Annotated in this window: 19 protein-coding genes and 2 pseudogenes; 12 read left to right on the top strand and 9 right to left on the bottom strand. The window is 46.1% G+C overall.

Annotation, left to right across the window (positions count from 1 at the left end; genetic code table 11):
• Window position 1: 1 nt before the first annotated feature.
• From ACXAGQ_RS26530 to ACXAGQ_RS26515, 4 genes and pseudogenes are all read right to left on the bottom strand, one after another.
• Window positions 2-514 carry a toxin-activating lysine-acyltransferase gene (locus ACXAGQ_RS26530; RefSeq protein ID WP_475257989.1) on the bottom strand — a complete coding sequence of 171 codons (513 nt, stop codon included), beginning with the start codon at window positions 512-514 and terminating at the stop codon, window positions 2-4.
• Between the two features lie 369 nt (window positions 515-883).
• Window positions 884-2,017 (bottom strand): annotated as a pseudogene (locus tag ACXAGQ_RS26525) (IS4 family transposase); the annotation flags it as partial.
• A gap of 135 nt (window positions 2,018-2,152) precedes the next feature.
• Window positions 2,153-2,845, bottom strand: a complete 693-nt coding sequence (locus ACXAGQ_RS26520) for a TSCPD domain-containing protein (RefSeq protein ID WP_475257987.1) — start codon at window positions 2,843-2,845, stop codon at window positions 2,153-2,155.
• Window positions 2,846-2,863: 18 nt separating this feature from the next.
• Entirely contained in the window at window positions 2,864-5,014 is a 2,151-nt protein-coding gene (locus ACXAGQ_RS26515) for an adenosylcobalamin-dependent ribonucleoside-diphosphate reductase (protein WP_475257985.1), read from the bottom strand.
• A 448-nt stretch (window positions 5,015-5,462) separates the two neighbouring features.
• Between ACXAGQ_RS26515 and ACXAGQ_RS26510 the strand changes: the two genes are divergently transcribed.
• Entirely contained in the window at window positions 5,463-5,882 is a 420-nt protein-coding gene (locus ACXAGQ_RS26510; protein ID WP_475257983.1) for a M15 family metallopeptidase, read from the top strand.
• 25 nt (window positions 5,883-5,907) lie between these two features.
• A complete protein-coding gene (locus ACXAGQ_RS26505; RefSeq protein ID WP_475257982.1) occupies window positions 5,908-6,153 on the top strand; it encodes a M15 family metallopeptidase in 246 nt (81 codons plus the stop codon).
• Between the two features lie 129 nt (window positions 6,154-6,282).
• On the opposite strand, the gene ACXAGQ_RS26500 is transcribed toward ACXAGQ_RS26505, so the two are convergent.
• The 4 genes and pseudogenes from ACXAGQ_RS26500 to ACXAGQ_RS26485 all read right to left on the bottom strand — a co-directional run.
• Window positions 6,283-7,365 carry a porin gene (locus tag ACXAGQ_RS26500; protein WP_475257980.1) on the bottom strand — a complete coding sequence of 361 codons (1,083 nt, stop codon included), beginning with the start codon at window positions 7,363-7,365 and terminating at the stop codon, window positions 6,283-6,285.
• A gap of 607 nt (window positions 7,366-7,972) precedes the next feature.
• A complete protein-coding gene (locus ACXAGQ_RS26495) occupies window positions 7,973-8,596 on the bottom strand; it encodes a thioredoxin domain-containing protein (protein WP_475257978.1) in 624 nt (207 codons plus the stop codon).
• A gap of 96 nt (window positions 8,597-8,692) precedes the next feature.
• Window positions 8,693-9,358 carry a LysR substrate-binding domain-containing protein gene (locus tag ACXAGQ_RS26490; RefSeq protein WP_475258096.1) on the bottom strand — a complete coding sequence of 222 codons (666 nt, stop codon included), beginning with the start codon at window positions 9,356-9,358 and terminating at the stop codon, window positions 8,693-8,695.
• A 27-nt stretch (window positions 9,359-9,385) separates the two neighbouring features.
• Window positions 9,386-9,574, bottom strand: a pseudogene (locus ACXAGQ_RS26485) (helix-turn-helix domain-containing protein); the annotation flags it as partial.
• A gap of 114 nt (window positions 9,575-9,688) precedes the next feature.
• Here ACXAGQ_RS26485 and ACXAGQ_RS26480 point away from each other — a divergent pair.
• The 7 genes from ACXAGQ_RS26480 to yegD all read left to right on the top strand — a co-directional run bounded on the left by ACXAGQ_RS26480 (window position 9,689) and on the right by yegD (window position 17,311).
• Window positions 9,689-11,026, top strand: coding sequence for a 6-phospho-beta-glucosidase (locus ACXAGQ_RS26480; RefSeq protein ID WP_475257976.1), 1,338 nt, complete (start codon window positions 9,689-9,691; stop codon window positions 11,024-11,026).
• A 2-nt stretch (window positions 11,027-11,028) separates the two neighbouring features.
• Complete coding sequence (locus tag ACXAGQ_RS26475; RefSeq protein WP_475257974.1) at window positions 11,029-11,793, top strand: ChbG/HpnK family deacetylase; 765 nt, start codon at window positions 11,029-11,031, stop codon at window positions 11,791-11,793.
• Between the two features lie 5 nt (window positions 11,794-11,798).
• Window positions 11,799-13,253, top strand: a complete 1,455-nt coding sequence (gene nagE, locus ACXAGQ_RS26470) for an N-acetylglucosamine-specific PTS transporter subunit IIBC (protein WP_475258094.1) — start codon at window positions 11,799-11,801, stop codon at window positions 13,251-13,253.
• Between the two features lie 5 nt (window positions 13,254-13,258).
• Entirely contained in the window at window positions 13,259-14,176 is a 918-nt protein-coding gene (locus tag ACXAGQ_RS26465; RefSeq protein WP_475257972.1) for an SLAC1 family transporter, read from the top strand.
• A 71-nt stretch (window positions 14,177-14,247) separates the two neighbouring features.
• Window positions 14,248-15,048 carry a glucosamine-6-phosphate deaminase gene (gene nagB / locus ACXAGQ_RS26460; protein WP_475257971.1) on the top strand — a complete coding sequence of 267 codons (801 nt, stop codon included), beginning with the start codon at window positions 14,248-14,250 and terminating at the stop codon, window positions 15,046-15,048.
• Between the two features lie 346 nt (window positions 15,049-15,394).
• Window positions 15,395-15,862 (top strand): ASCH domain-containing protein, encoded by a 468-nt coding sequence (locus tag ACXAGQ_RS26455; protein WP_475257969.1) that lies wholly within the window; start codon window positions 15,395-15,397, stop codon window positions 15,860-15,862.
• A 96-nt stretch (window positions 15,863-15,958) separates the two neighbouring features.
• Entirely contained in the window at window positions 15,959-17,311 is a 1,353-nt protein-coding gene (yegD, locus tag ACXAGQ_RS26450; RefSeq protein WP_475257967.1) for a molecular chaperone, read from the top strand.
• A gap of 119 nt (window positions 17,312-17,430) precedes the next feature.
• On the opposite strand, the gene ACXAGQ_RS26445 is transcribed toward yegD, so the two are convergent.
• Window positions 17,431-17,736, bottom strand: coding sequence for a high-potential iron-sulfur protein (locus tag ACXAGQ_RS26445; protein ID WP_475257966.1), 306 nt, complete (start codon window positions 17,734-17,736; stop codon window positions 17,431-17,433).
• A gap of 353 nt (window positions 17,737-18,089) precedes the next feature.
• Between ACXAGQ_RS26445 and ACXAGQ_RS26440 the strand changes: the two genes are divergently transcribed.
• From ACXAGQ_RS26440 to ACXAGQ_RS26430, 3 genes are all read left to right on the top strand, one after another.
• On the top strand, window positions 18,090-18,752 hold the full coding sequence (locus ACXAGQ_RS26440) for an HAD hydrolase-like protein (RefSeq protein WP_475257964.1): 663 nt from the start codon (window positions 18,090-18,092) through the stop codon (window positions 18,750-18,752).
• A 110-nt stretch (window positions 18,753-18,862) separates the two neighbouring features.
• A complete protein-coding gene (locus ACXAGQ_RS26435) occupies window positions 18,863-19,492 on the top strand; it encodes a hypothetical protein (RefSeq protein ID WP_475257962.1) in 630 nt (209 codons plus the stop codon).
• A 90-nt stretch (window positions 19,493-19,582) separates the two neighbouring features.
• On the top strand, window positions 19,583-19,990 hold the full coding sequence (locus ACXAGQ_RS26430; RefSeq protein WP_317521314.1) for a nuclear transport factor 2 family protein: 408 nt from the start codon (window positions 19,583-19,585) through the stop codon (window positions 19,988-19,990).
• The last annotated feature ends 116 nt before the right edge of the window (window positions 19,991-20,106 follow it).

Genomic DNA, 20,106 nt, shown 5'->3' with positions numbered 1-20,106 from the left:
GCTAGATATACCAACTGTATACTGGTTTTAAGCTGCCAGGCTCACGGTAGTGAAGGCTTTTCACTCCTGAGTTTTTGAGCTTTCGACTTATATTGAGCAATTGTTTGATAAATTTTGATTCCGGGTAAGGCAAACAGATGTCGAAAATAAGGAGGTTTGGCCCTTCGTTCCACTGTGAAGGGTGAGGAACAAAAGCCGGATCCGTTAAGTACTCATCAAGGGTTTTATCGCTAACCCAAGCCCAACAAGCATAACCACTCGCATTTCTGTCAAACTCACCCTGAAAAAGTTTAATTTGTTCATGATTAATGGCTGGTATCATCCAGTGATAAAAAGAACCAACAGAGATTTTCTTTCTCTTTTCATCTTTTGCGTATACGTAACACAGGTCACCTAGTAATTCCTGTCTAGGTTCAAAGAAAATTCTTCTTTCTGTTGTCTCAAGAATTAATGAATTCCAATTGTGAATTGTTGGAATGTCATGATCTACTACGTTAATATCAAAAGTTGACATGAATTTATTAACCCTTGGTAACAGTCATTGTTAATGAATAACTTAATTAAATCATTAGGAATTTCTGCTTATGATGATTAATTAAATCGCGACAAAAAAAAAGGGGCTAAATGGTAATAATCGACAAGCTTCTAATTTTGAAAAAGTCAGAATATAAAAAATCAGATAAAATGCGATAGGGAATAAGTTTTTATTAATATTGTCTTGATGTGTCTTGCGTTTTTATGCATGCAAAGAATACTCTAGGGGATTATTGATATGTAACCAATATATTCTTTTTAATGATTTTTATATGCTTAATAAGTAAGATAATTTAATGAGAAAAAAAAGCCACCCTCAAAGAGGGTAGCTTTTATCAATCAATTATGTGAAACTGATCCGTAAAGGCGACACTTTAGCTTCTTTTGCTATCCTGCTTATTTCCAGCCGGACTAGGTTATAAGCAATTAAAATGCCCCAGATCTCCTGCTCAACACCTTCGATTGATTGACTACGGAGTAGGATCTCATCTTCAAGCATGTCATGCTTTATCTCCCCATAACTGTTTTCGATTTCCCATCGTTCGAAGTAAACATCAAGTAAGGATTGCAGGTCATATTTTTTGTCTGTTAGGGACGTCAAAACCCCTTTTATATGATTGGGTTGCTCTTTTTCTGGATAAAGCGCAAGCCTAGCTTGCCACTTTTCAGGCAGATGAGGATCTTTTTTGCGAGCGTGTTGAGAAACATTCATTTCGACTATCAAGTCACGCCCGTCTTCATCTAACTGCTCTATGATTGTGTACTTTGTATTGGATTTTATGGGGGTCATCCAGTGGCTAGAACCATGTTGGTTTTGCCAGTTAATCATTAACTCCGCACCTAAATAACATCGGTCGAAAATAGTAAGAGAGTTGGCCGTTGCAGAGGAAATGAGTTGCTTGGCGTAGCTTTCTTCACCGTTGTAGCTAGGGCCAAAAGCGACATTATGGATTAGGCGACTTCGAAGGGAGCAAAGTGCACATAGCCTTACAACTGGGTATTCAGTATGGCGTGTTTTACTGTGCTTAACGTATTGAAAATGCTCTGCAAGAGCTGGGGTATCGTGGGTTCTAAATTGCGTACCATCAACAGAGAAAAGCTTTAATCCGAACCATGTATCATCACTATCTTCTGTTTGTGCCCAATGTTGTGCAGTTAATGTAAATAAAGCTTCGAGAGGCTTAGCCGTTAACCGTTTTCTTGCTTGGGGGATCGCACTTGGAGCAATGGATTCACCTAGAGAACTGGAAAGCTTCAGATCTAACTTATCAAGTACATCGGTAATCGGTCTATCGCGGTATAAACCAATCCCGACAACGAGCCAGACCACAAGCTCAGCCGGTAACTTCCGTCGCCTCAAGCTTGCTTTATTGGTGTCATCGAATGCCTGCTGAATCCACTCAAGCGGCAACTCTTTCTGAAACAAAGAGAGTGAGTCAGGTGAAGCAAAATCATCAACATCTATAAGCCAATGTGCCAACATAAAAAATACCCCCAAAATTAATGTCTGGGGGTATTTTCACTCAACCGTAGGATCATTCAACAGATCAATGGCTTAACTGATCGGTGTTAGCCATTCTGGCAGCTTTTTGGAAGTTAAATTACAAAGGCTTATGCGTTAACCGCACTTAGAATCGCCACAGTTCAAGCAGGTTTGGCAGCCGTCTTTGACGATCACCGACTTGTTATGGCACTTGTAGCAAAGGGTCGCGCTTGGCGGGAAGCTGCTTGACGCTTCTTCGGCTTCTTCTTTCTTGCTTTCAAGCTCTGCTTTCTTGGCATCTAGGAACGCCTGCTGGTGCTCGTCGACTTCTGGCTTGCCCAGCATGCCTATTTCAGTCAAGTGCTGCTCGATAACATTGCCAATTTCGGCAATCAAAGAAGGTACGTACTTGCCTTTGTTCCAGTAGCCACCACGAGGGTCAAACACAGAGCGCAGCTCTTCAACAAGGAAAGTGCAGTCGCCGCCTTTGCGGAATACCGCAGACATGATGCGGGTTAGGGCAACGATCCACTGGAAGTGCTCCAAGCTTTTAGAGTTAATGAACACTTCGAACGGACGGCGAACCTCATGCTCGGTGCCTTCATTGAGCACCACATCGTTCACAGTAATGAATAGCGAATGCTCTGAGATATGTTCCGGTGTTTTCAGCTTGTAAGTCGTGCCCAATAGCTTCTCAGGGCGCTGCATATCTTCATGCATATGCTGTACTTCATATTCAGGTACAGCGGGTGCAGCCGGTTGAGGGGCTTCTTGTTCTTTGCTTTTTACCTTGAAGACAACAATCTTACCGTCAATTTTCTTTGTCATGTCTTTCTAACCTGTACCTTAAAATTTACCGTAGTAGCCTTCTTTCAAGGCGTCATATAGGTTTGCGGCGGTGTGCGTTTCGCCATCGTATTCGATTTCTTCATTGCCCTTGGCTTCAAAGGTAGAGCCATCTTCTAGGGTAAACACGTAGGTAGTGTTTTCAAGATCTTGCTCTTTTACCAACACACCCTGGAACACTTCTGGGTTGAAACGGAAAGTCGTACAACCTTTCAAGCCTTTGTCATAAGCATCCATGTAGATGTCTTTGAAGTCCTCGAACGGGAAGTCGGTCGGTACGTTGGCCGTCTTCGAAATCGATGAGTCAATCCAGCGCTGGGCTGCCGCTTGCACTTCTACGTGCTGGCTCGGCGTAATGTCATCAGCGGTAATGAAGTACTCCGGTAGCTGGCATTCTTCATCTGTGGTGTATGGCATCGCTTTCTTGTTAATCAATTTGCGATAGGCCAATAGCTCGAAGCTGTACACATCAACGCTTTCTTTGGATTTCTTGCCTGGTACGATAACGTTGCGAGTATAGTGGTGCGCAAAGCTAGGCTCGATACCGTTACTGGCATTGTTAGCCAGAGACAGGGAAATGGTGCCTGTTGGGGCAATTGAGCTGTGATGGGTGAAACGACAGCCATGTTTAGCCAAATCGTCGATCAGCTTAGGTTCGATCTCGCCAACCTGCTGCATGTAGCGGCTGTATTTGGCGTGAAGGACTTTACCTTTCACCTTGTCACCGGCTTTTATGCCGTCTTTTGCCATTTCAGGGCGCAGGCGCAGCATCTTGGCTGTGATTTCGAACTCTTGGTCCATCACAGGAGCGACACCTTTCTCTTTGGCTAGTTTAAGGCCTTCTTTCCAGCCTGTGATCGCCATTTCCTGAGCGACTTGCTCGGTAAAGGCAACCGAGGCGGCACTGCCGTATTTGTGCTTTAGCATGGTTGTGGTTGAGCCCAAGCCCAAAAAGCCCATACCATGTCGGCGTTTACTGGTGATTTCGTGACGCTGCTTCTCAAGTGGAAGCTGGTTGATTTCCACGACGTTATCCAGCATACGAGTAAAGATAGCAACAACCTTGCGGTAGGCATCCCAGTCGAAGTGGGCATTGTCAGTAAATGGCTCACGGACAAACTTAGTCAGGTTTACCGAACCCAGCAAGCAAGCACCGTAAGGCGGTAGTGGTTGCTCACCACATGGGTTAGTTGCGCGGATCTCTTCACAGAACCAGTTATTGTTCATCTGGTTAACTTTATCGATAAGGATAAAGCCCGGCTCGGCGTAATCGTAGGTGGATGTCATAATGACATTCCACAGATTACGGGCTGGAAGGGTACGGTAGACTTTACATGCTACACGGCCTTCAGCATCCTCAACCAGGTTTTCTTTGGTCGGCCAGTCTGCCCAAACAATGCTGCCGTCATTGTCCAGATCCAGCTTGTCTTGTTTTGCTTCTTTCGCCGTGATTGGGAAGATAAGCTGCCAAGAACCGTCGTTCTTAACTGCTTCGATGAAGTCTTCGTTGATTAGCAGCGACAGGTTGAATTGGCGTAGGCGGCCATCTTCACGCTTGACGCGAATGAAATCGATGATATCCGGGTGGCGGATATCCATGGTGCCCATTTGTGCTCCGCGACGACCACCGGCAGAAGAGACGGTAAAACACATCTTGTCATAGATATCCATGAAAGAAAGTGGGCCAGATGTGTATGCGCCTGCGCCAGACACGAAAGCACCGCGTGGACGTAGGGTTGAGAAGTCATAGCCGATACCACAGCCTGCCTTCAGGGTGAGGCCTGCTTCATGAACTTTACCTAAGATATCGTCCATTGAATCTTCAATGGTGCCAGATACGGTACAGTTAATGGTTGATGTTGCAGGTTTGTGTTCGAATGCACCTGCATTTGAGGTGATACGTCCCGCAGGAATTGCCCCGTTACGAAGTGCCCAAAGGAACTCGTTGTACCAATGATCTTTCGTGTCATCGTTTTCTAGATCTGCCAATGCGCGGGCAACGCGTTTGAAAGTGTCGTCAAGCGTGACATCAATAGCTTCTCCATGCTTTGATTTCAGACGATACTTGCTGTCCCAAATTTCCATAGAGGTGGATTGGTACTCGATATCGACGGCTTGAGAGACTTCCGGAGCGGTTGGGGATTTCGCCATTATGAATGCACCTTACTGTTATCATGTTGTGTTGCTGCCAGCAAAAAAGTAAAGCTACCTAGCCTTATCTTAAGCTTACTCACCCAGTTGAGCATGGTGGGTGAAAACCAGCAAGGCGCAGATCAAACCACTAACCCGCAAGATCTTCAAGTCTTGACAAGACGATTATCCGCCTTTGTAACCAATCGATAATACGGGCCATTTTTATAGATAGATTGGTTGTAAACGAGATTGGTGAAATGTGATCAAAACGCTCGACAGCTGTAAAAGTCACCCATTGCAATGTATCGCTAGCATGTTGATTCTAAAGCCAACTTATAGGTGAATACTGAATGTAATAAATGACATGTTTTCATCAAAATTATGTACTGCTCTAAAATTTCGGGATGCTGCTTTTTGCTTAGGTGAATTGCACTACAGTTTTATCGATACCCAAGGAGGAGCGAATATGTCAAAGAGTGCCGGCTTAGTTTTTATCTCATCCCTTGTATTCGGTTTTCTAATGAGCACCTTTTCTAACGCTGAGTCACTGCCTGGTGGCTTTGTTGATATTCAGCACGTCGACTCAACGATAGTTGTCGATATTCGTTATTTCACCAGTGATAACTTCGTTGGCGAACGGATAAGCGGCTACAGGGCTGCGAAAGCGATCAGTACCGAGCAAACAGCGTTGGCATTAGCGGAAGTGCAGAAAGACCTAAAGGCATTTGGATTAGGCTTGAAAGTGTTCGACTCTTATCGTCCTCAGCCTGCGGTGGATCATTTTGTTCGTTGGGCTGAGGATTTGTCCGATACCCGTATGAAAGAAAAATATTACCCGACAGTCGAAAAAAAAACACTTATTCCGAGATGGCTATATTGCGGCTAAGTCTGGCCATTCGAGAGGGAGTACGGTGGATCTTACCTTGATTGATATTGCTAGTGGTGAAGATTTGGATATGGGAACAAGCTGGGATTACTTTGGTAAGGCATCGTGGCCCAACTCCCCGAAAAGTTCGGCACAGCAAAGGGCTAACAGAATGCTATTACAGGCCATCATGTTAAAACATGGCTTCAAACCGCTTAAAGAAGAGTGGTGGCATTTTACTTTAGCCAAAGAGCCATATCCTGAGACCTATTTTACTTTCGATGTGAAGTGAAGGCGGGGGTGTGAAATAACAAGTGCTAGGTGTGAAATAAAAAGGGGCACCGTCCTGGTGCCCGAAATAAAAATTCGTCAAGTCTCTTCGACGACAATGAACACAATTTAGCGAAACAGAAGTTAGCAGTTAGAAGTTGTAACGAATCAGTAGAGCAAGCTCGTTATCTAAGCCCGCGTCAGAACCGTTAGCATCTTTGCTGCTAGCATCGATCTGGTACTCAGCGGCAAGAATCACAGGACCTGTGAAGTAAGCCACGCCAAGTGTACCGTATGCTTGCTTAGCAGATGAATTGTCATCTTCAAGTTGGTTATAGCCAGCTAGAAGTTGGAACTGGTTAATGTCGTAAGTTGCAGCCAGCTCTAGGCCAGTTGCTTCTTTAATTGTATCGTTGGCGCCACCAGCTGTTTTAGCTTCGCTGAATACTTTACCGGTTGCTTTTTGGTGGTTACGGAACTGGCCGTAGTTAGCGGCTAGGTATAGCGCTTCATTTTCATAAGTGATCACGGCGTTCGCAACTTTAGCGTCTGCACGGTCATCAAATTTTGTTTCGCCGTAAACACCGCTCACGCCGACGATGCCCATTCCGGTATCGAAGTCATAACCTAGCATCGCCTGGTAGCCGGAGTCACGGTCATAGCCACCATCTACATTACCTGAGTCATCAAAAGACAGGTTAGAGTCTTGGAATTGATACTGAAGGCCAACCTGAACACCGTAGAAGTTGTTGCGGTATTGAATTACGTCGTCTGCACGGCCTGTCCCATGTACGCCACCGTCGCCAGAAATACCGTCATAGTTACCTGCTGTATCACCACCGTAAACCCAGAAAATATCTGTTTTGCCGGTTACATCGTAATGAACAGACCAAGCTTTACCAAGCGTGAAGTTACCAAAATCTTCATGATCGGCAGTGATATAACCTAGACGGTTAGAAACATGGCTGCCCTCAGAACTGTTTGCTAGCGCATCATAAGCCCACTCTGCACGAGTGCCGATGTCCCAGCCACTTTCTAGCGCATGGGTATAGCCGAAGTTAATTCGAGATGATTGGTTACGTAGTTCAGAGTCACCATCAGAGAAACGTGCACTTGCCGCCAAACGACCACCAACAGAGAAGGTGTTAGTACCATCGTTATAAACTTCCAATGCATGTGTAGACGATGATGCTGCCGCGGCTGCCACTGCTAGGGCAATTAGCTTTTTATTCATTTCATAATTCCTAATTTTAATGGTGTATCGCACATCGTAAGTGCTTGTTTTTACTTTTTAATACTTAGTTCCCTGTAGTAATAGTGAAATGATCTTAATGGGGTGAGTTTAAAGAAGTTTTTATAATTAAGTCATTGTTTTTATTAATGTGGCTTGGCTGTTTTTTTATGTTTTTATACTTGCTGTGGTCTGTGGAGAGCCGCAAAGTGTTAACGAAGGGGCTGGGTGCTAAAGTTATTTTTTTAGGTCTTGAGCTTTAGTTTTTTTTGCCATTGAGCGCGTTGATAAATATGGGTAAAAAGCAGTTAATCGTTAATACTTTTGCGTGGTTTTTGACATGCTCTGTCAATCGTTCAACGCTAACGAGGTGGTAGATACTGGCGTATGCCTACCATCGGCAGGGGGCAAATAGGTCAAAGAGGTTGGTTGATGGGGTTAAAAATGAAATTTAAGGGGGAGTTGGAGCACCTAACAGGGTATGAGTTTGGCTTAGGGATGCCATTTTTCCGCAACTGGATTGTGTGATGCTGTAACGGGGAAAGACATTTGACAATGAAATACGATGCCGGGCTAGGTGTAAATTGCTAGCCCGGTCGAATGGGATGGTTTATTGCTTTTCAGATAGGAAACGAATGGTGTTTGCTAAGTCTTCTAAGCTGTCGTGTGCACCATTTTCTACCAGGTATTTACCCTTGACCAAGAAAGAAGGTACAGAGGTGATTTTTGCATTTTGTTCTAGCTGGTTTGCACTCGTCATTTGCTGGTAAACCTGTTCTTTTTGATCATCATTGAGATCAAACGGGCTGACAAGGTCATATTGGCTGAAGATTTCATCCAGCTTACTTTTACGGCCTTCTTCATCAAGCTCCGCTGCCAGTTCTTGTACGAAGCCGAACAAGGACTCCTTCAATTCCGGAGAGGGTTTGCCACCGCTTTGAATAGCTGCGGTGTAGTATAGATAGGCAGCGTATTGGGCACTTTCGTTAAACGTCACATGCACTTGGTCGATATCGACTTCAGCTAGCTTCTTGATCTCCGGTAACATCAGTTCCATGTTACGACAGTGACCACAGCCGAGCGAGAACACTTCTACGACATCAGCAACGCCTTCAGTTGGTGTCTCAACGACAGTGTATTTTACCCCTTCCTTAGGCATCTCATTTTCACTACACCCAGTTAGGGCCACTAGAAGAAAGAGGGTAGAGGCAAAAATTTTAGTTAGTGTATTCATACTGATATTTGTATTGGGAATTAAAACAGTAATTATGGATGAAAATGGCGGGTAGATCGCTAACAAGAAACAATATTGTTGCCTAATCAGTGATAATTAATACTTTCCAAACACTTCGTTACTCACCCAGCTTGCAAAAAGTTTGTAGCTCACCCTGTGTTCCATTCCCTTTACCGAAACCAACCAATAGTGCTTGTTTGTCAGCACAGCTTGATAAGGCGCAACTAGCTCACCCGATTGGATCAGATCCTTGACCAAGGTCCAGCGTCCGATGGCCAGGCCGATCCCCGACGTCGCGGCAGAGAGAGCGCTGTGGAAGTCATCGACTAGGAAGCGGTTGTTGCTGCTGGCAACGTACTCGCCATCATTTAGCCACTGCATCCAGTTTGATGAGTTGACGTTATCTATCAGGGTCAGTCCCGATAAAGTCTGGTTCGAGGAGGACAGTTGGTGTTTGTGTGCATAGGCCGGACTACAGATGGGCACGATACTCTCGCGTATCACTGGCTCGGTATGGAACTCACTGATCCTGTCAGCATAGACAATCGCCAAATCCATCGACTCGTCGTTGAAGGTCTGCGAAACACTCGAGGTGACCACGCGAATATTCATTTGCGGATATTGTTCGAGAAAGCTCGGCAGGGCGGGGATGAGCACGCGCGATGAGAACGACGGGGAGGCGCCGATGCGCAATTCACCCGAAGGCGTCGGATCTTTCAGATCAGAGATCACATTATCAATGACTTCGTAGGACTGACTCACAGCAGCATACAGTTGTTTACCTTCGGGGGTCAGCGCAATGCGCCTGACCTGACGAATGAACAGCTTACAGCCGATTTCATCTTCGAGCTGTTTTATCCGATAACTCACAGCTCCTTGAGTTATACCAAATTTTTTCCCTGCTTCGGTAAAACTCAGGGTCTCGGCAGTGGCGAGGAACAGGTAAATATTATTGTGGTTGGCACTGGCTCGGAGCATGTTCTATTACCGCTATGGATTAACTAGTTTAATTTATATCGCACTTTTTATGATTTGTTAATCCTCTTAGCCTCTGAAAAACTAATGCATGTAATCACTAGATGGTAATCAAACATGCAAAAGTTATTGAAAGTTGCCGTAATCGGCGCGGGCTCAAGTTACACACCTGAATTAGTAGAAGGTCTGCTAAAACGCGTTGAAACGATGCCAATCGGCGAGTTGTGGCTGGTTGATATCGAAGAGAGCTGGTGGAAAGCGGAAATCATCTACGGTCTGACCAATCGTATGGCTGATAAAGTCGGTAGCAAGATGCAGATCCACCTGACCGCCAATCGCGCCGATGCATTGAAAGACGCGGACTTTGTCTGCTCGCAGTTTAGAGCGGGCTGCCTGGAAAGCCGCATCCGCGACGAACGCATTGCGGCCGAGCATGGCATGATTGCCCAGGAAACCAACGGCATTGTCGGTTATGCCAACGCTTGCCGCACCATTCCTGTGGCGCTAGAAATAGCCTACGAAATGGAAGAGCTTTGCCCGGACGCATGGCTTCTTAACTTCACCAATCCATCGGGCATGGTGACCGAGGCCATTTTGCGCAACAGCACAACCAAAACCATCGGCCTGTGTAATGTGCCGGTCAATATGGAACGCGGTGCGATGGAGCTGCTGGACGCCGACAGTGATGATTTCTTTATCCAGATTGCCGGTTTGAACCACTTGGTGTGGGCGCGTCAAATCATCCATAAAAACCAGGACAAAATGCAGTTTGTTATCGACGAGGTGTTGGCGGGCAACGACAAGATGCGTCCACAAAACATCGCGCAGTTCAGCTGGTCAGAGGCCCTGCTGAAGAATATGAACATGCTGCCATGCTCGTACCTGCGTTACTACTACGCGAGTGAAGATATCCTCGAAAAGGAAATCGCCAAAAACAGCGAAGCGGTAAACCGTGCCGATGTCGTAAAAGCGATCGAAGAAAAGCTATTTGAGGTCTACAAAGACGAAAACCTGAACGAAAAGCCGAAAGAGCTCGAGCTTCGTGGTGGCCAGTACTATTCAGAGTCGGCGTGCAAAATCATGAATGCTATCCACAACAACACCGGCGAGATTATGCATGTCAACACCATCAACAACGGTGCGATAAGCGGCTTGCCGGACGATTGTGCGGTCGAAGTCAGCGCGATGATCCGCTCGTCGGGCGCTCACCCGCTTAGCGTCGCGGCATTCCCGGAAGACACGCTTCGCCTGCTTCAGACCATGAAGACCTTCGAAAGGCTGACAATCGAGTCGGCAATGAAAGGCGATGTCGAAACCGGCCTACGCGCCCTTACGATCAACCCGATTGTCGGGACAGGTGTGAAGCTTGAGCGTGCGCTTAAAGATACGCTTATCCAAAACGCCCATCAGTTACCTCAATTTAAACCTGAAAGCTTCGAGATTTTACAGGGGTAAACATGAAACTGATCATTAATGCCGATGACTTTGGCCTGACCAAAGGGGTCAATGCCGCCATAGTCGAAGCTATGAATAACGGGGTCGTGACATCAACGACCTTGATGGTGAATCAGATAGGCACTGCCGATGCGATTGATTTGATCCATACACACAAGCTGGAAAATATCGGGCTGCACGTTAATTTGACATTGGGCAAGCCGGTTTCAAAACCGGAAGACATTCCAAGTCTAGTTGATGGCAACGGTGAATTTCATAGCCGCAAATACCTAACGGACCATGCCGAGCAAATTAATGCCGAGCACGTTTATATCGAGGCGATGAATCAATATCTGAATGCAAAGTCTTATAGTGTCGACATTGATCATTTCGATTCCCATCACTTTGCCGCGTTTTTGCCCAACTTGAGAGATGGCTTTATTAAGTTTGCCAACGAAGTGGGCCTGGCGTCTCGCAGAGCCGATTACTATATCGACGATCTCCAGGCGCTTGCAGTGAAAACAACGGATAAATTCAGTGCCCGGTTCTACGGCGATCGAGCCAATATCGAAGGTTTGAAAGAGACCATCCGCGAATTAAAAGGTAGCGACAACGAGACTACCGTCGAAATTATGGCCCACCCAGGTTATTCAGACGATGAGCTTGCCAGCCTATCGTCTTATACAACACAACGTGAACATGAACTGAGTGTCCTGTTATCAGAAGAAATTAAAATCTGGTTGCAGGCGGAAGAAATAGAACTCATCGATTTCAAAGGAATCAAATAATGAAAATCAACGTTTTTGGATATCTGCAAAAAGTTGGACAAGCCTTGATGATCCCGATTGCAGCCCTACCTGCAGCGGCGATCCTAATGGGTATTGGCTACTGGGTTGATCCCGTCAGCTGGGGTCATGATAGCCAAATCGCAGCCTTCTTAATTAAATCCGGCGGTGCAATCCTTAAGAATATTCCTATTTTGTTTGCTGTCGGTATTGCTTTCGGTATGTCGAAAGACCGTGATGGTGCGGCGGCACTTTCCGGTTTGGTCTGTTGGCTGGTGGTGATGGCGCTGCTTGACCCGTCAACCATGGCCATGATCAAAGGTATGGATGTTGCTGATATTCCGGCGGCATTTAATAAGGTCGACAACCAGTTTGTGGCGATCGTTGTCGGTGTGGTTGTAGCAGCCATTTATAACCGCTTCTCCGAGACGCAACTGCCAAAAGCGCTTTCGTTCTTCAGCGGTAAGCGACTGGTACCAATCTTGTCGGCTGTTGCGGGTATCTTTATCTCCGGAGTCTTGATGGAAATCTGGAACGGCATGTTCACTGGCATGACCAACTTCGGGGCTTGGATGTATGCTCAGGACTCTATCGGTGCAGGCCTGTTTGGCTTCTTCAACCGACTGCTGATCCCAACCGGTCTTCACCACGCGCTGAACCCAGTATTCTGGTATGACGTAGCTGGTATCAACGATATGCCTACGTTCCTGGGCGGTGCTCAATCTATTGCCGAAGGTGCGGCGCAACCGGGTGTGACGGGACGTTACATGGCAGGCTTCTTCCCTGTACTGATGTTCGGTCTACCAGCTGCTGGCTTGGCAATGTATGTCACAGCCCACAAGAAGAATAAAACACGTGTTGCTTCACTGGTTATCGCGGCGTCTTTTGCCTCTTTCTTTACCGGTGTGAGTGAGCCGCTTGAGTTTGCGTTCATGTTCACCGCGCCGATGCTGTTTGCTCTACATGCCTTCCTGATGGGTCTATCGCTGTATATCGCATCGTCAATGGAGTGGATTTCCGGCTTCGGTTTCTCTGCCGGCCTGGTTGACCTAGTGCTTCAGGCGCAAAACCCACTGGCAACCAACTGGTATATGCTGGTACCGCAGGGCTTGGTGTTCGGTCTGATTTACTTTGTTACTTTCCGCTTTGCGATTCTTAAGTTCAACCTGAAGACGCTGGGCCGCGAAGACGAGTCTGAACTGCAGGCTGAAGCGACGCCGGTGTCCGATATGGGCGAGCTTGCTAACTCGTATGTTGAGGCACTTGGCGGTAAGGACAACCTGACGGAAATCAATGCCTGTATCACCCGTCTGCGTCTTTCTGTTAAAGACAAGTCGCTGGTCTGTGACAACAAAATCAAGGCGCTTGGTTCACTGGGTATTGTCCATGTGGGCGAGAAGAACCTGCAGATTATTGTTGGCACCCAAGCTGAATCTATCAGCCTGCTAATGAAAAAAGCTTAAGGTAGATGATGTCTAGTAACACGTTTCTACGATTGCCGGTAACCCTGATGTCATCAGTGATGGGTGTTGCTGGACTGGCTACCGCTGCTAAAGCATCCGGGATCAGCGTTCTCGCACCTACCGTTACTGCGGTAGCGGTAGGTGCCATGGTCATGCTGCTGGTCTTTACCTTGAGCTTATTCGCAAGGTATATGACAAAATCGACGCAATATATTGATGAAATGGCGAATGTGGTCAGCCGCAATTTCCTCTCATGTGGTACGATTTCCCTGTTCTTACTTTCTGGGCTGTTTAACAGCCCTGCTCTTTGGGTGCTTGGCGCGGTAATTCAAGTCCCGCTTTTTATTTTTATCATTGCCCGCTGGGTATATGATTACGAAAACCTGCAAACAACGTTTAATCCAACATTCTTGATCCCACCATTGGCAAATGTGGTTTGTGCTATCTTTGCACCTGAGTGGTTTAAAGGATTCAGCTACTTTATGTATTTAGTCGGTACGTTGGTTGGGGGAGGGATTTATCTGGCTCTACTTTCACGGCTAGTGAAAAAAGCATTTATCGTCAAACCGTTATATCCGACGTATTTTATTATGATGGCGACGCCATCAATGTTTTTCTTGGGCCAGCAAACTTATGCGATTCGATTATCGGCCGTAGGTGCGGGCTTCTATGCCTGGGCGGTTATCGCATCGATAGCGCTATTGCTCAATATAAGAAAAATTATTACGACCAACTTTAGTTTGGCTTTTTGGGCCTTTACCTTTCCGATGGCAGCATTCACGACGGCAACCTATCAGTATCTTTATTTAACAGGCGCTCCGCTCTGGATGGGGCACAGTCTATTGGTAATGACATTTTTAATCTTGCTGAATGTTATCGCTAAAACGGTTTTAAACCGAAAGCGCCTCTTATTGCCGCAGTAAGAATTTAATATCACTAATTATTAGGACATGGCTGATAAAGCCTTGTTAGAAATATATTTCAGGAGAGCACAATGCGATTGATACCACTACAAAATTGCAGCCAGGTTGGCAAGTGGGCGGCAAAACATATTGCCAAGCGCATCAATGACTATCAACCGACCGCAGCGCGTCCATTTGTTCTCGGGCTGCCGACCGGCGGTACGCCGCTGGCGACCTATCGAGAGCTGATCCGAATGCACCGCGAAGGGGATGTCAGCTTCAAGCATGTCGTTACCTTCAATATGGACGAGTATGTCGGGATCACGGCGGAGCACCCGCAGTCATATCGCACGTTCATGTTTGAGAATTTCTTCAACCATATTGATATTCCGCTAGAGAACATCAACCTGCTCGACGGCAATACCGGTGACAACGAAGCGGAATGCCAGCGGTATGAAGATAAGATCAAATCCTACGGTAAGATTAACCTGTTCATGGGCGGGGTAGGCAATGATGGCCACATCGCTTTCAACGAGCCAGCCTCCTCGCTGGCCTCGCGGACTCGTGTGAAGACACTCACCGAAGATACCCGTATCGCCAATTCGCGATTCTTCGACTCGGATATCAACAAGGTGCCCAAATTAGCCCTGACGATTGGTGTCGGCACCTTGTTGGACGCCGAGGAAATTCTGCTTCTCATCACTGGCCACAATAAGGCCCTGGCATTGGAAGCAGCAGTAGAAGGGTCGGTTAACCACCTATGGACGGTATCGGCATTGCAACTGCACCCTAAAACCGTTATTGCCTGCGATGCGCCAGCCACACAGGAATTAAAAGTAAAGACGTTGCGATATTTCACCGAATTGGAAACGGAAAGTATCAAAGGCATTTGAATAAGGCCGTATAGGTACGAATTAAGCAAGTGCATTTGAATGTTTTAACTAGACTGCGCCCCAACGGTTGAACTACTTATCTTATCCGGCTAACGAGGTATTGTAGATTTTCAGATCTGCAATATAGTATTAGCCGGTTTTGTTCGGTTCGTTTTATGATTGCTGTAAACTTTGGGCTGGTTTTAGGTCTAGATAATGCAGATGCGAGATAAGGGAATAGGTTGCTTTAAAGTTATCCGCTCAGCTGTCAGTGAAAATTGGTTATGCTGGTGTTGAGCGATATGACAGTGACGACTTGATGACCTTTTCTATCTAATTGTACAAACCAAGTGAACAAGCAGGGCGCATGAACAAAACACAAAAGGAATATCTCGAGCAATACTTAGCAACACTGACACACGAAGAGCGAGATGTCATACCTGAGGTTATTGCGGAGTATTTTTGCGCTGATGAATACAATGCCAATGAGTGTGCGAGGTTGATCAATGCTGGTATCAAGCGAGCATCTTGCAGCTTAAAAGCAGGTTATGATGTTGAGGAAGAGCCACTGCCAAAAGTCGGACGCTTATCTGTCGTGCTCAATTGGGCACAGGAGCCGGTTTGTATCATCAAACTCAAAGACGTTTCTATTTGTCCTTTCAATGAAGTTACACCGGAGTTTGCGGCGCTAGAAGGGGAAGGAGACCTATCATACCAATGGTGGCGAGATGCCCATATAACGTTTTTCACGAAATATGCAGCCAGCCTAGATATTGAGTTTACCGAGTCGTCCGATTTGGTGTTGGAACGCTTCGAAAAGGTATACCCACTCTAGCGTGGGTTTGGTTTGCCCAACTCTGTCATAAACTCGTTATTGAACAAATGGCTAATTTCAGTATGATGTCCGGCTTTTCTTGGTTCGGAGGATAACATGTTTATCGGTTTTGATTATGGAACAGCCAATTGCTCAGTGGCAGTGATGGAGCAAGGGCAGCCACGCATGCTGGCGCTGGAAGGCGAAAACAGTTTTATTCCTTCGACACTCTGTGCGCCGACGCGTGAGGCGGTCAGTGAATACCTTTACCGCCATATGGGCGTCCAGCCAGTTGATGAACTGGGTGAGCAAGTACTGCGCCGAGCAATAAACTTCAATCGCGAAGAAGACATTATTGTCGAGCAAGGTGATTTGCTGTTTGGTCAGGCGGCGTTAGATCTATACCTGGACGACCCAGAAGAAGTCTATTACGTAAAGTCACCAAAATCTTTCTTGGGCGCAAATGGTTTGCGTGATGTGCAGATCCGATTCTTCGAAGATCTGGTTTGTGCCATGATGCGCAATATCAAGCAAAAAGCAGAAACCCAGCTTGATAAGGCGATCACCAGTACCATGATAGGCCGTCCAGTGAACTTCCAAGGGACGGGCGGTGAAAAAGCGAACCAACAAGCAGAAGCCATTCTGCGCCAGGCTGCCAAGCGTGCTGGTTTCGAACATATTGAATTTCAGTTTGAGCCTGTGGCCGCAGGTCTAGAATATGAAAGCACCCTGACAGAAGATAAAACCGTACTGGTGGTCGATATCGGTGGTGGTACTACTGACTGCTCAATGATCCAAATGGGACCAAGCTGGGCAGGTAAAGCAGATAGAACAGACAGTTTGCTCGCTCACACCGGTTTACGTGTAGGTGGTAATGATCTTGATATCTATTTGACATTTCGCCAGATCATGCCGTTACTAGGGCTGGGGACCAAAACCCAGAAAGGCATCGATATGCCAATTGGCCAGTTCTGGAACCCGATTGCTATTAATAACGTCGTTGCTCAAACCGATTTCTATGGTTCATCGAACCTTGCCGTCTTGAAACAGCTACAGCGGGATGCCGCAGAGCCTGAGAAATTAATGCACTTGCTCAAGGTTTACCGCGAGACATTGGGTTATCAGCTTGTCCGCAAGGCGGAAGAGTGCAAAATTGCCTTGTCAGACACTGCATCGCATCGATTGGCTCTATCACACCTATCTGATTTGCTGGAAGTTGAGGTGAGCCAAGAGCAAATGGCCCATGCAATTGAAGCGCCTCGCGTTCACATTAGCCAGTTGGTGACAGATGCCATTGAACAAAGTGGTATCAAACCTGATGTGGTGTATATGACAGGCGGCACAGCGCGCTCGCCAATTCTGCGTGCTTGTATTGAGCAACAATTGCCATCGACACCGGTTGTTAGTGGTAGTTACTTTGGCTCTGTAACTGCAGGTTTGGCCCGTTGGGCTGAGCAGTGCTTCAAGTAAGGCGTTTATAGTTAACATAAATGCCCGTTAAAAAAGCCTGACTATCATCATCCACTTAGCTTGGATATGTTGATAGCAGGCCTTTTCTTTAAGTATTAGCTTTGTAGGAAAAGCTAAGCTTAAGGTTTCTTCATCCACGCACTGCACCAGCCGTTGGCATTGACGGCTTTACCCGGGAAGATCCCGCATGGGCGCCACTCGTCGCCATCATTACCTTGGATTAAGGCGCAGTTAGCACAGTTCTTTTCACTATCTGGTGTTTCGTGGACGTATTGAAGGGCTTTCGCTTGGGGATCGTCTTCAGTCAGTTGAGGCAAATCTGCCGCATGGGCAGGCTTGACTAACAAATCCTTACCGACAGTCATACCAATGACACTGGCAAGCCCAAGCTTGAGAAAATTCCTTCTATTCGCTGTCTTCTTCATATTACGACCTTCTTATTGCTCACAGGTTTACGACATTGTTTTTAGTTTTTGATATTGCATCAAAAGGATAATACGGATCGCAACCCTATGTTGGGTCAAATATGTGATGATGTTAATGAGATTGTTACATTTCATGATTACACTTTGCGCAACTGTTGAGTCGACTGCTGCAATTTGAACTGGTTGATAATTGAACAATCAATGGGGCGGTGTTTGAATCGCATACTAAGATACTGACAAATAAGGCTTGATCTGAAACAAGCTTTTACAGATTAAGTGGGTTAAAAGGTTGCAACATTTTATTTACAAGCGCATTATCTTGCGTCGAGTACAGCGAGTCATAAGGATAAAAAATGGCAAATTTGTTTTTATTAGATATTGATGGGGCGCTGGTGGATTCCAAAAACCTAGAACTAGATTGCTATGTCAAAGCAGTGAAAGACGTTCTGGGTATTGAAATGGACCCAGATCTCTCCCATTACTCCAACCTTACCGATGCCGGGGTGCTAGATGAGCTCATCACCAAGCATGGCATCTCCGAGAGCCGTTCACTTATCCATCGTAAAGTCGAAAGCCGTTTTTCCGAGCTAGTCCGCAAGGCAATTAAAGAGTGCCCTGAGATAGTGAGCGAAGTGATTGGGGCCAAGGCGTTCTTAAGCCAGATGCAAGAGCAACAGGGCACCCATATTGCCATTGCCACCAGCGGGTGGGCATCTACGGCGAAAATGAAGCTTCGTGCAGCAGGTATCGATATCAGCAATGTGACCTTTGCTTCATCTTCCGATGCATTAAGCCGAACTGAAATCATGGCTTTGGCAGCATTTCGTGCCAAACAAGATTCAGGGGTTGTGTTTGAACGCCGGGTGGTTTTCGCCAATGGCGAGCGCAACAAGCATGCGTCGCAAGAGCTTGGCTATGATTACGTGGAAGTGGGGAGTGTATCAGGTAATCACCCGCATATTCCGAATCTAACTCACTACCAGGCAGCATTTTCACGCCTTGCGCTATCGGCATAAGCGTTACGTGATGTGAGAATCATTCCAGATTCTAAACTCTTTGGGCGTAGTGCGGAGTTTTCCGCATATAGTATAAGCAGTTATTTTCTTTTATTTGCATTCGAACTGTTATGCTAAATTTACGCCCAATGGGTCTGTTATCCCTTTCACTATTCTGCGCTCCTCTTTCTTTATCGACAGTATCGGCATATGCAGCCCAAGAAGAAGTCCCATATTGCCATCGCTATGCCGATTTCAATTTTCCGGATTATATGGCGCTTTGGAATGAAGACGATCCTGAATTAACTGCATCAACCTACTTTTCTATGTTGAACATGGCAGCAAGCAGCGCTGATAAAACATTTTTGAGTGAGTTGCTCAGTCAAATAGGCCGTACTTTTGTCATGCGTGAGGATTTCGAGCAAGCTAAATATTATTTGGAACAAGCCGAAGTGTATTTGGATGCTGCTGAGCCAAGGGCAAGAGCATATTATTTGAAGGAGAAGGCGCGTTATCTTTCTTATAACGAGCAGCAGGAGCAGGCCAAAGATTTGCTAATTGAGTCATGGAAAATTTCTGACCAAGAGCAGTATGAGCAATTGGCAATAGAGACAGCCCTCGATCTCAGTGAAAACAACATAGTGGATCTGAATCAGGATGCTCGGGAGTATTGGCGTAAGGTTGCTGAAAAGCTGGCGACTTCAGCCCAAGATGAGCGAGCTAAAATTTGGGTATTGAACAACCAACCTAGATTTATTTAATGATCACATCTCAAAGGCGGATGATTAGATAGAAGTCTCTATAAGTTCTATGCTATGTAAGAATAGGCAGTGAACTTGGAGTAATATCACATGGATGAGAAGTGGGTTCTTCAATGGTTTAATGACGTGTGGTCTAACGCAAACAGTACAAAGCTGCAGGAGTTAGCCACCGATCCTTTTCACTTCCACGTGCCGGGTGGAAAAAGCTATCTCCTGAGCCATACCGAATACCTCAACTTTATTACGGTGTGGGGGCAGAGGTTCCGCGAGGTGACTTTCCGCATTATTGATACAATAAAAGACGAAAACAAAACGGTCGTCGTTTATCAGTGCCACGCTTTATATTGTGGTGGGTGGGCAAAGATCCCGGCAAAAAAACAAAAAGTCATGATGACGGGTATGGCTTATTTCAAACATCAAGGTGACAAAATTGTAGACTGCCGGCTTGAAGACAGCAGTTTTGATTTATACCAGCAGTTAACCCGCCGCTTAGAATAACAACACCCCGTGAGACAAACTCTGCACGGGGTGTTTTCTTTTCTCTACTGACACATGTCTGTTAAGTGATCAGACTGTTATCAGCTCAGGCTGTTATCAATTGAGACTGCTTTCAA

It is taken from the genome of Photobacterium sp. ABD4_091 (assembly GCF_056160145.1).
This window is presented reverse-complemented; position numbering and strand designations above follow the sequence as displayed.

What these genes read in the sequence shown, in the direction of transcription:
- ACXAGQ_RS26435 (WP_475257962.1), top strand. Translation starts at nt 18,863, where the DNA reads ATGCTAAATTTACGCCCAATGGGTCTGTTATCCCTTTCACTATTCTGC.
- ACXAGQ_RS26500 (WP_475257980.1), bottom strand. Translation starts at nt 7,365, where the DNA reads ATGAATAAAAAGCTAATTGCCCTAGCAGTGGCAGCCGCGGCAGCATCA.
- ACXAGQ_RS26495 (WP_475257978.1), bottom strand. Translation starts at nt 8,596, where the DNA reads ATGAATACACTAACTAAAATTTTTGCCTCTACCCTCTTTCTTCTAGTG.
- ACXAGQ_RS26475 (WP_475257974.1), top strand. Translation starts at nt 11,029, where the DNA reads ATGAAACTGATCATTAATGCCGATGACTTTGGCCTGACCAAAGGGGTC.
- ACXAGQ_RS26430 (WP_317521314.1), top strand. Translation starts at nt 19,583, where the DNA reads ATGGATGAGAAGTGGGTTCTTCAATGGTTTAATGACGTGTGGTCTAAC.
- nagB (WP_475257971.1), top strand. Translation starts at nt 14,248, where the DNA reads ATGCGATTGATACCACTACAAAATTGCAGCCAGGTTGGCAAGTGGGCG.
- ACXAGQ_RS26520 (WP_475257987.1), bottom strand. Translation starts at nt 2,845, where the DNA reads ATGACAAAGAAAATTGACGGTAAGATTGTTGTCTTCAAGGTAAAAAGC.
- ACXAGQ_RS26440 (WP_475257964.1), top strand. Translation starts at nt 18,090, where the DNA reads ATGGCAAATTTGTTTTTATTAGATATTGATGGGGCGCTGGTGGATTCC.
- ACXAGQ_RS26465 (WP_475257972.1), top strand. Translation starts at nt 13,259, where the DNA reads ATGATGTCTAGTAACACGTTTCTACGATTGCCGGTAACCCTGATGTCA.
- ACXAGQ_RS26455 (WP_475257969.1), top strand. Translation starts at nt 15,395, where the DNA reads ATGAACAAAACACAAAAGGAATATCTCGAGCAATACTTAGCAACACTG.
- yegD (WP_475257967.1), top strand. Translation starts at nt 15,959, where the DNA reads ATGTTTATCGGTTTTGATTATGGAACAGCCAATTGCTCAGTGGCAGTG.
- ACXAGQ_RS26480 (WP_475257976.1), top strand. Translation starts at nt 9,689, where the DNA reads ATGCAAAAGTTATTGAAAGTTGCCGTAATCGGCGCGGGCTCAAGTTAC.
- ACXAGQ_RS26530 (WP_475257989.1), bottom strand. Translation starts at nt 514, where the DNA reads ATGTCAACTTTTGATATTAACGTAGTAGATCATGACATTCCAACAATT.
- ACXAGQ_RS26510 (WP_475257983.1), top strand. Translation starts at nt 5,463, where the DNA reads ATGTCAAAGAGTGCCGGCTTAGTTTTTATCTCATCCCTTGTATTCGGT.
- ACXAGQ_RS26445 (WP_475257966.1), bottom strand. Translation starts at nt 17,736, where the DNA reads ATGAAGAAGACAGCGAATAGAAGGAATTTTCTCAAGCTTGGGCTTGCC.
- ACXAGQ_RS26515 (WP_475257985.1), bottom strand. Translation starts at nt 5,014, where the DNA reads ATGGCGAAATCCCCAACCGCTCCGGAAGTCTCTCAAGCCGTCGATATC.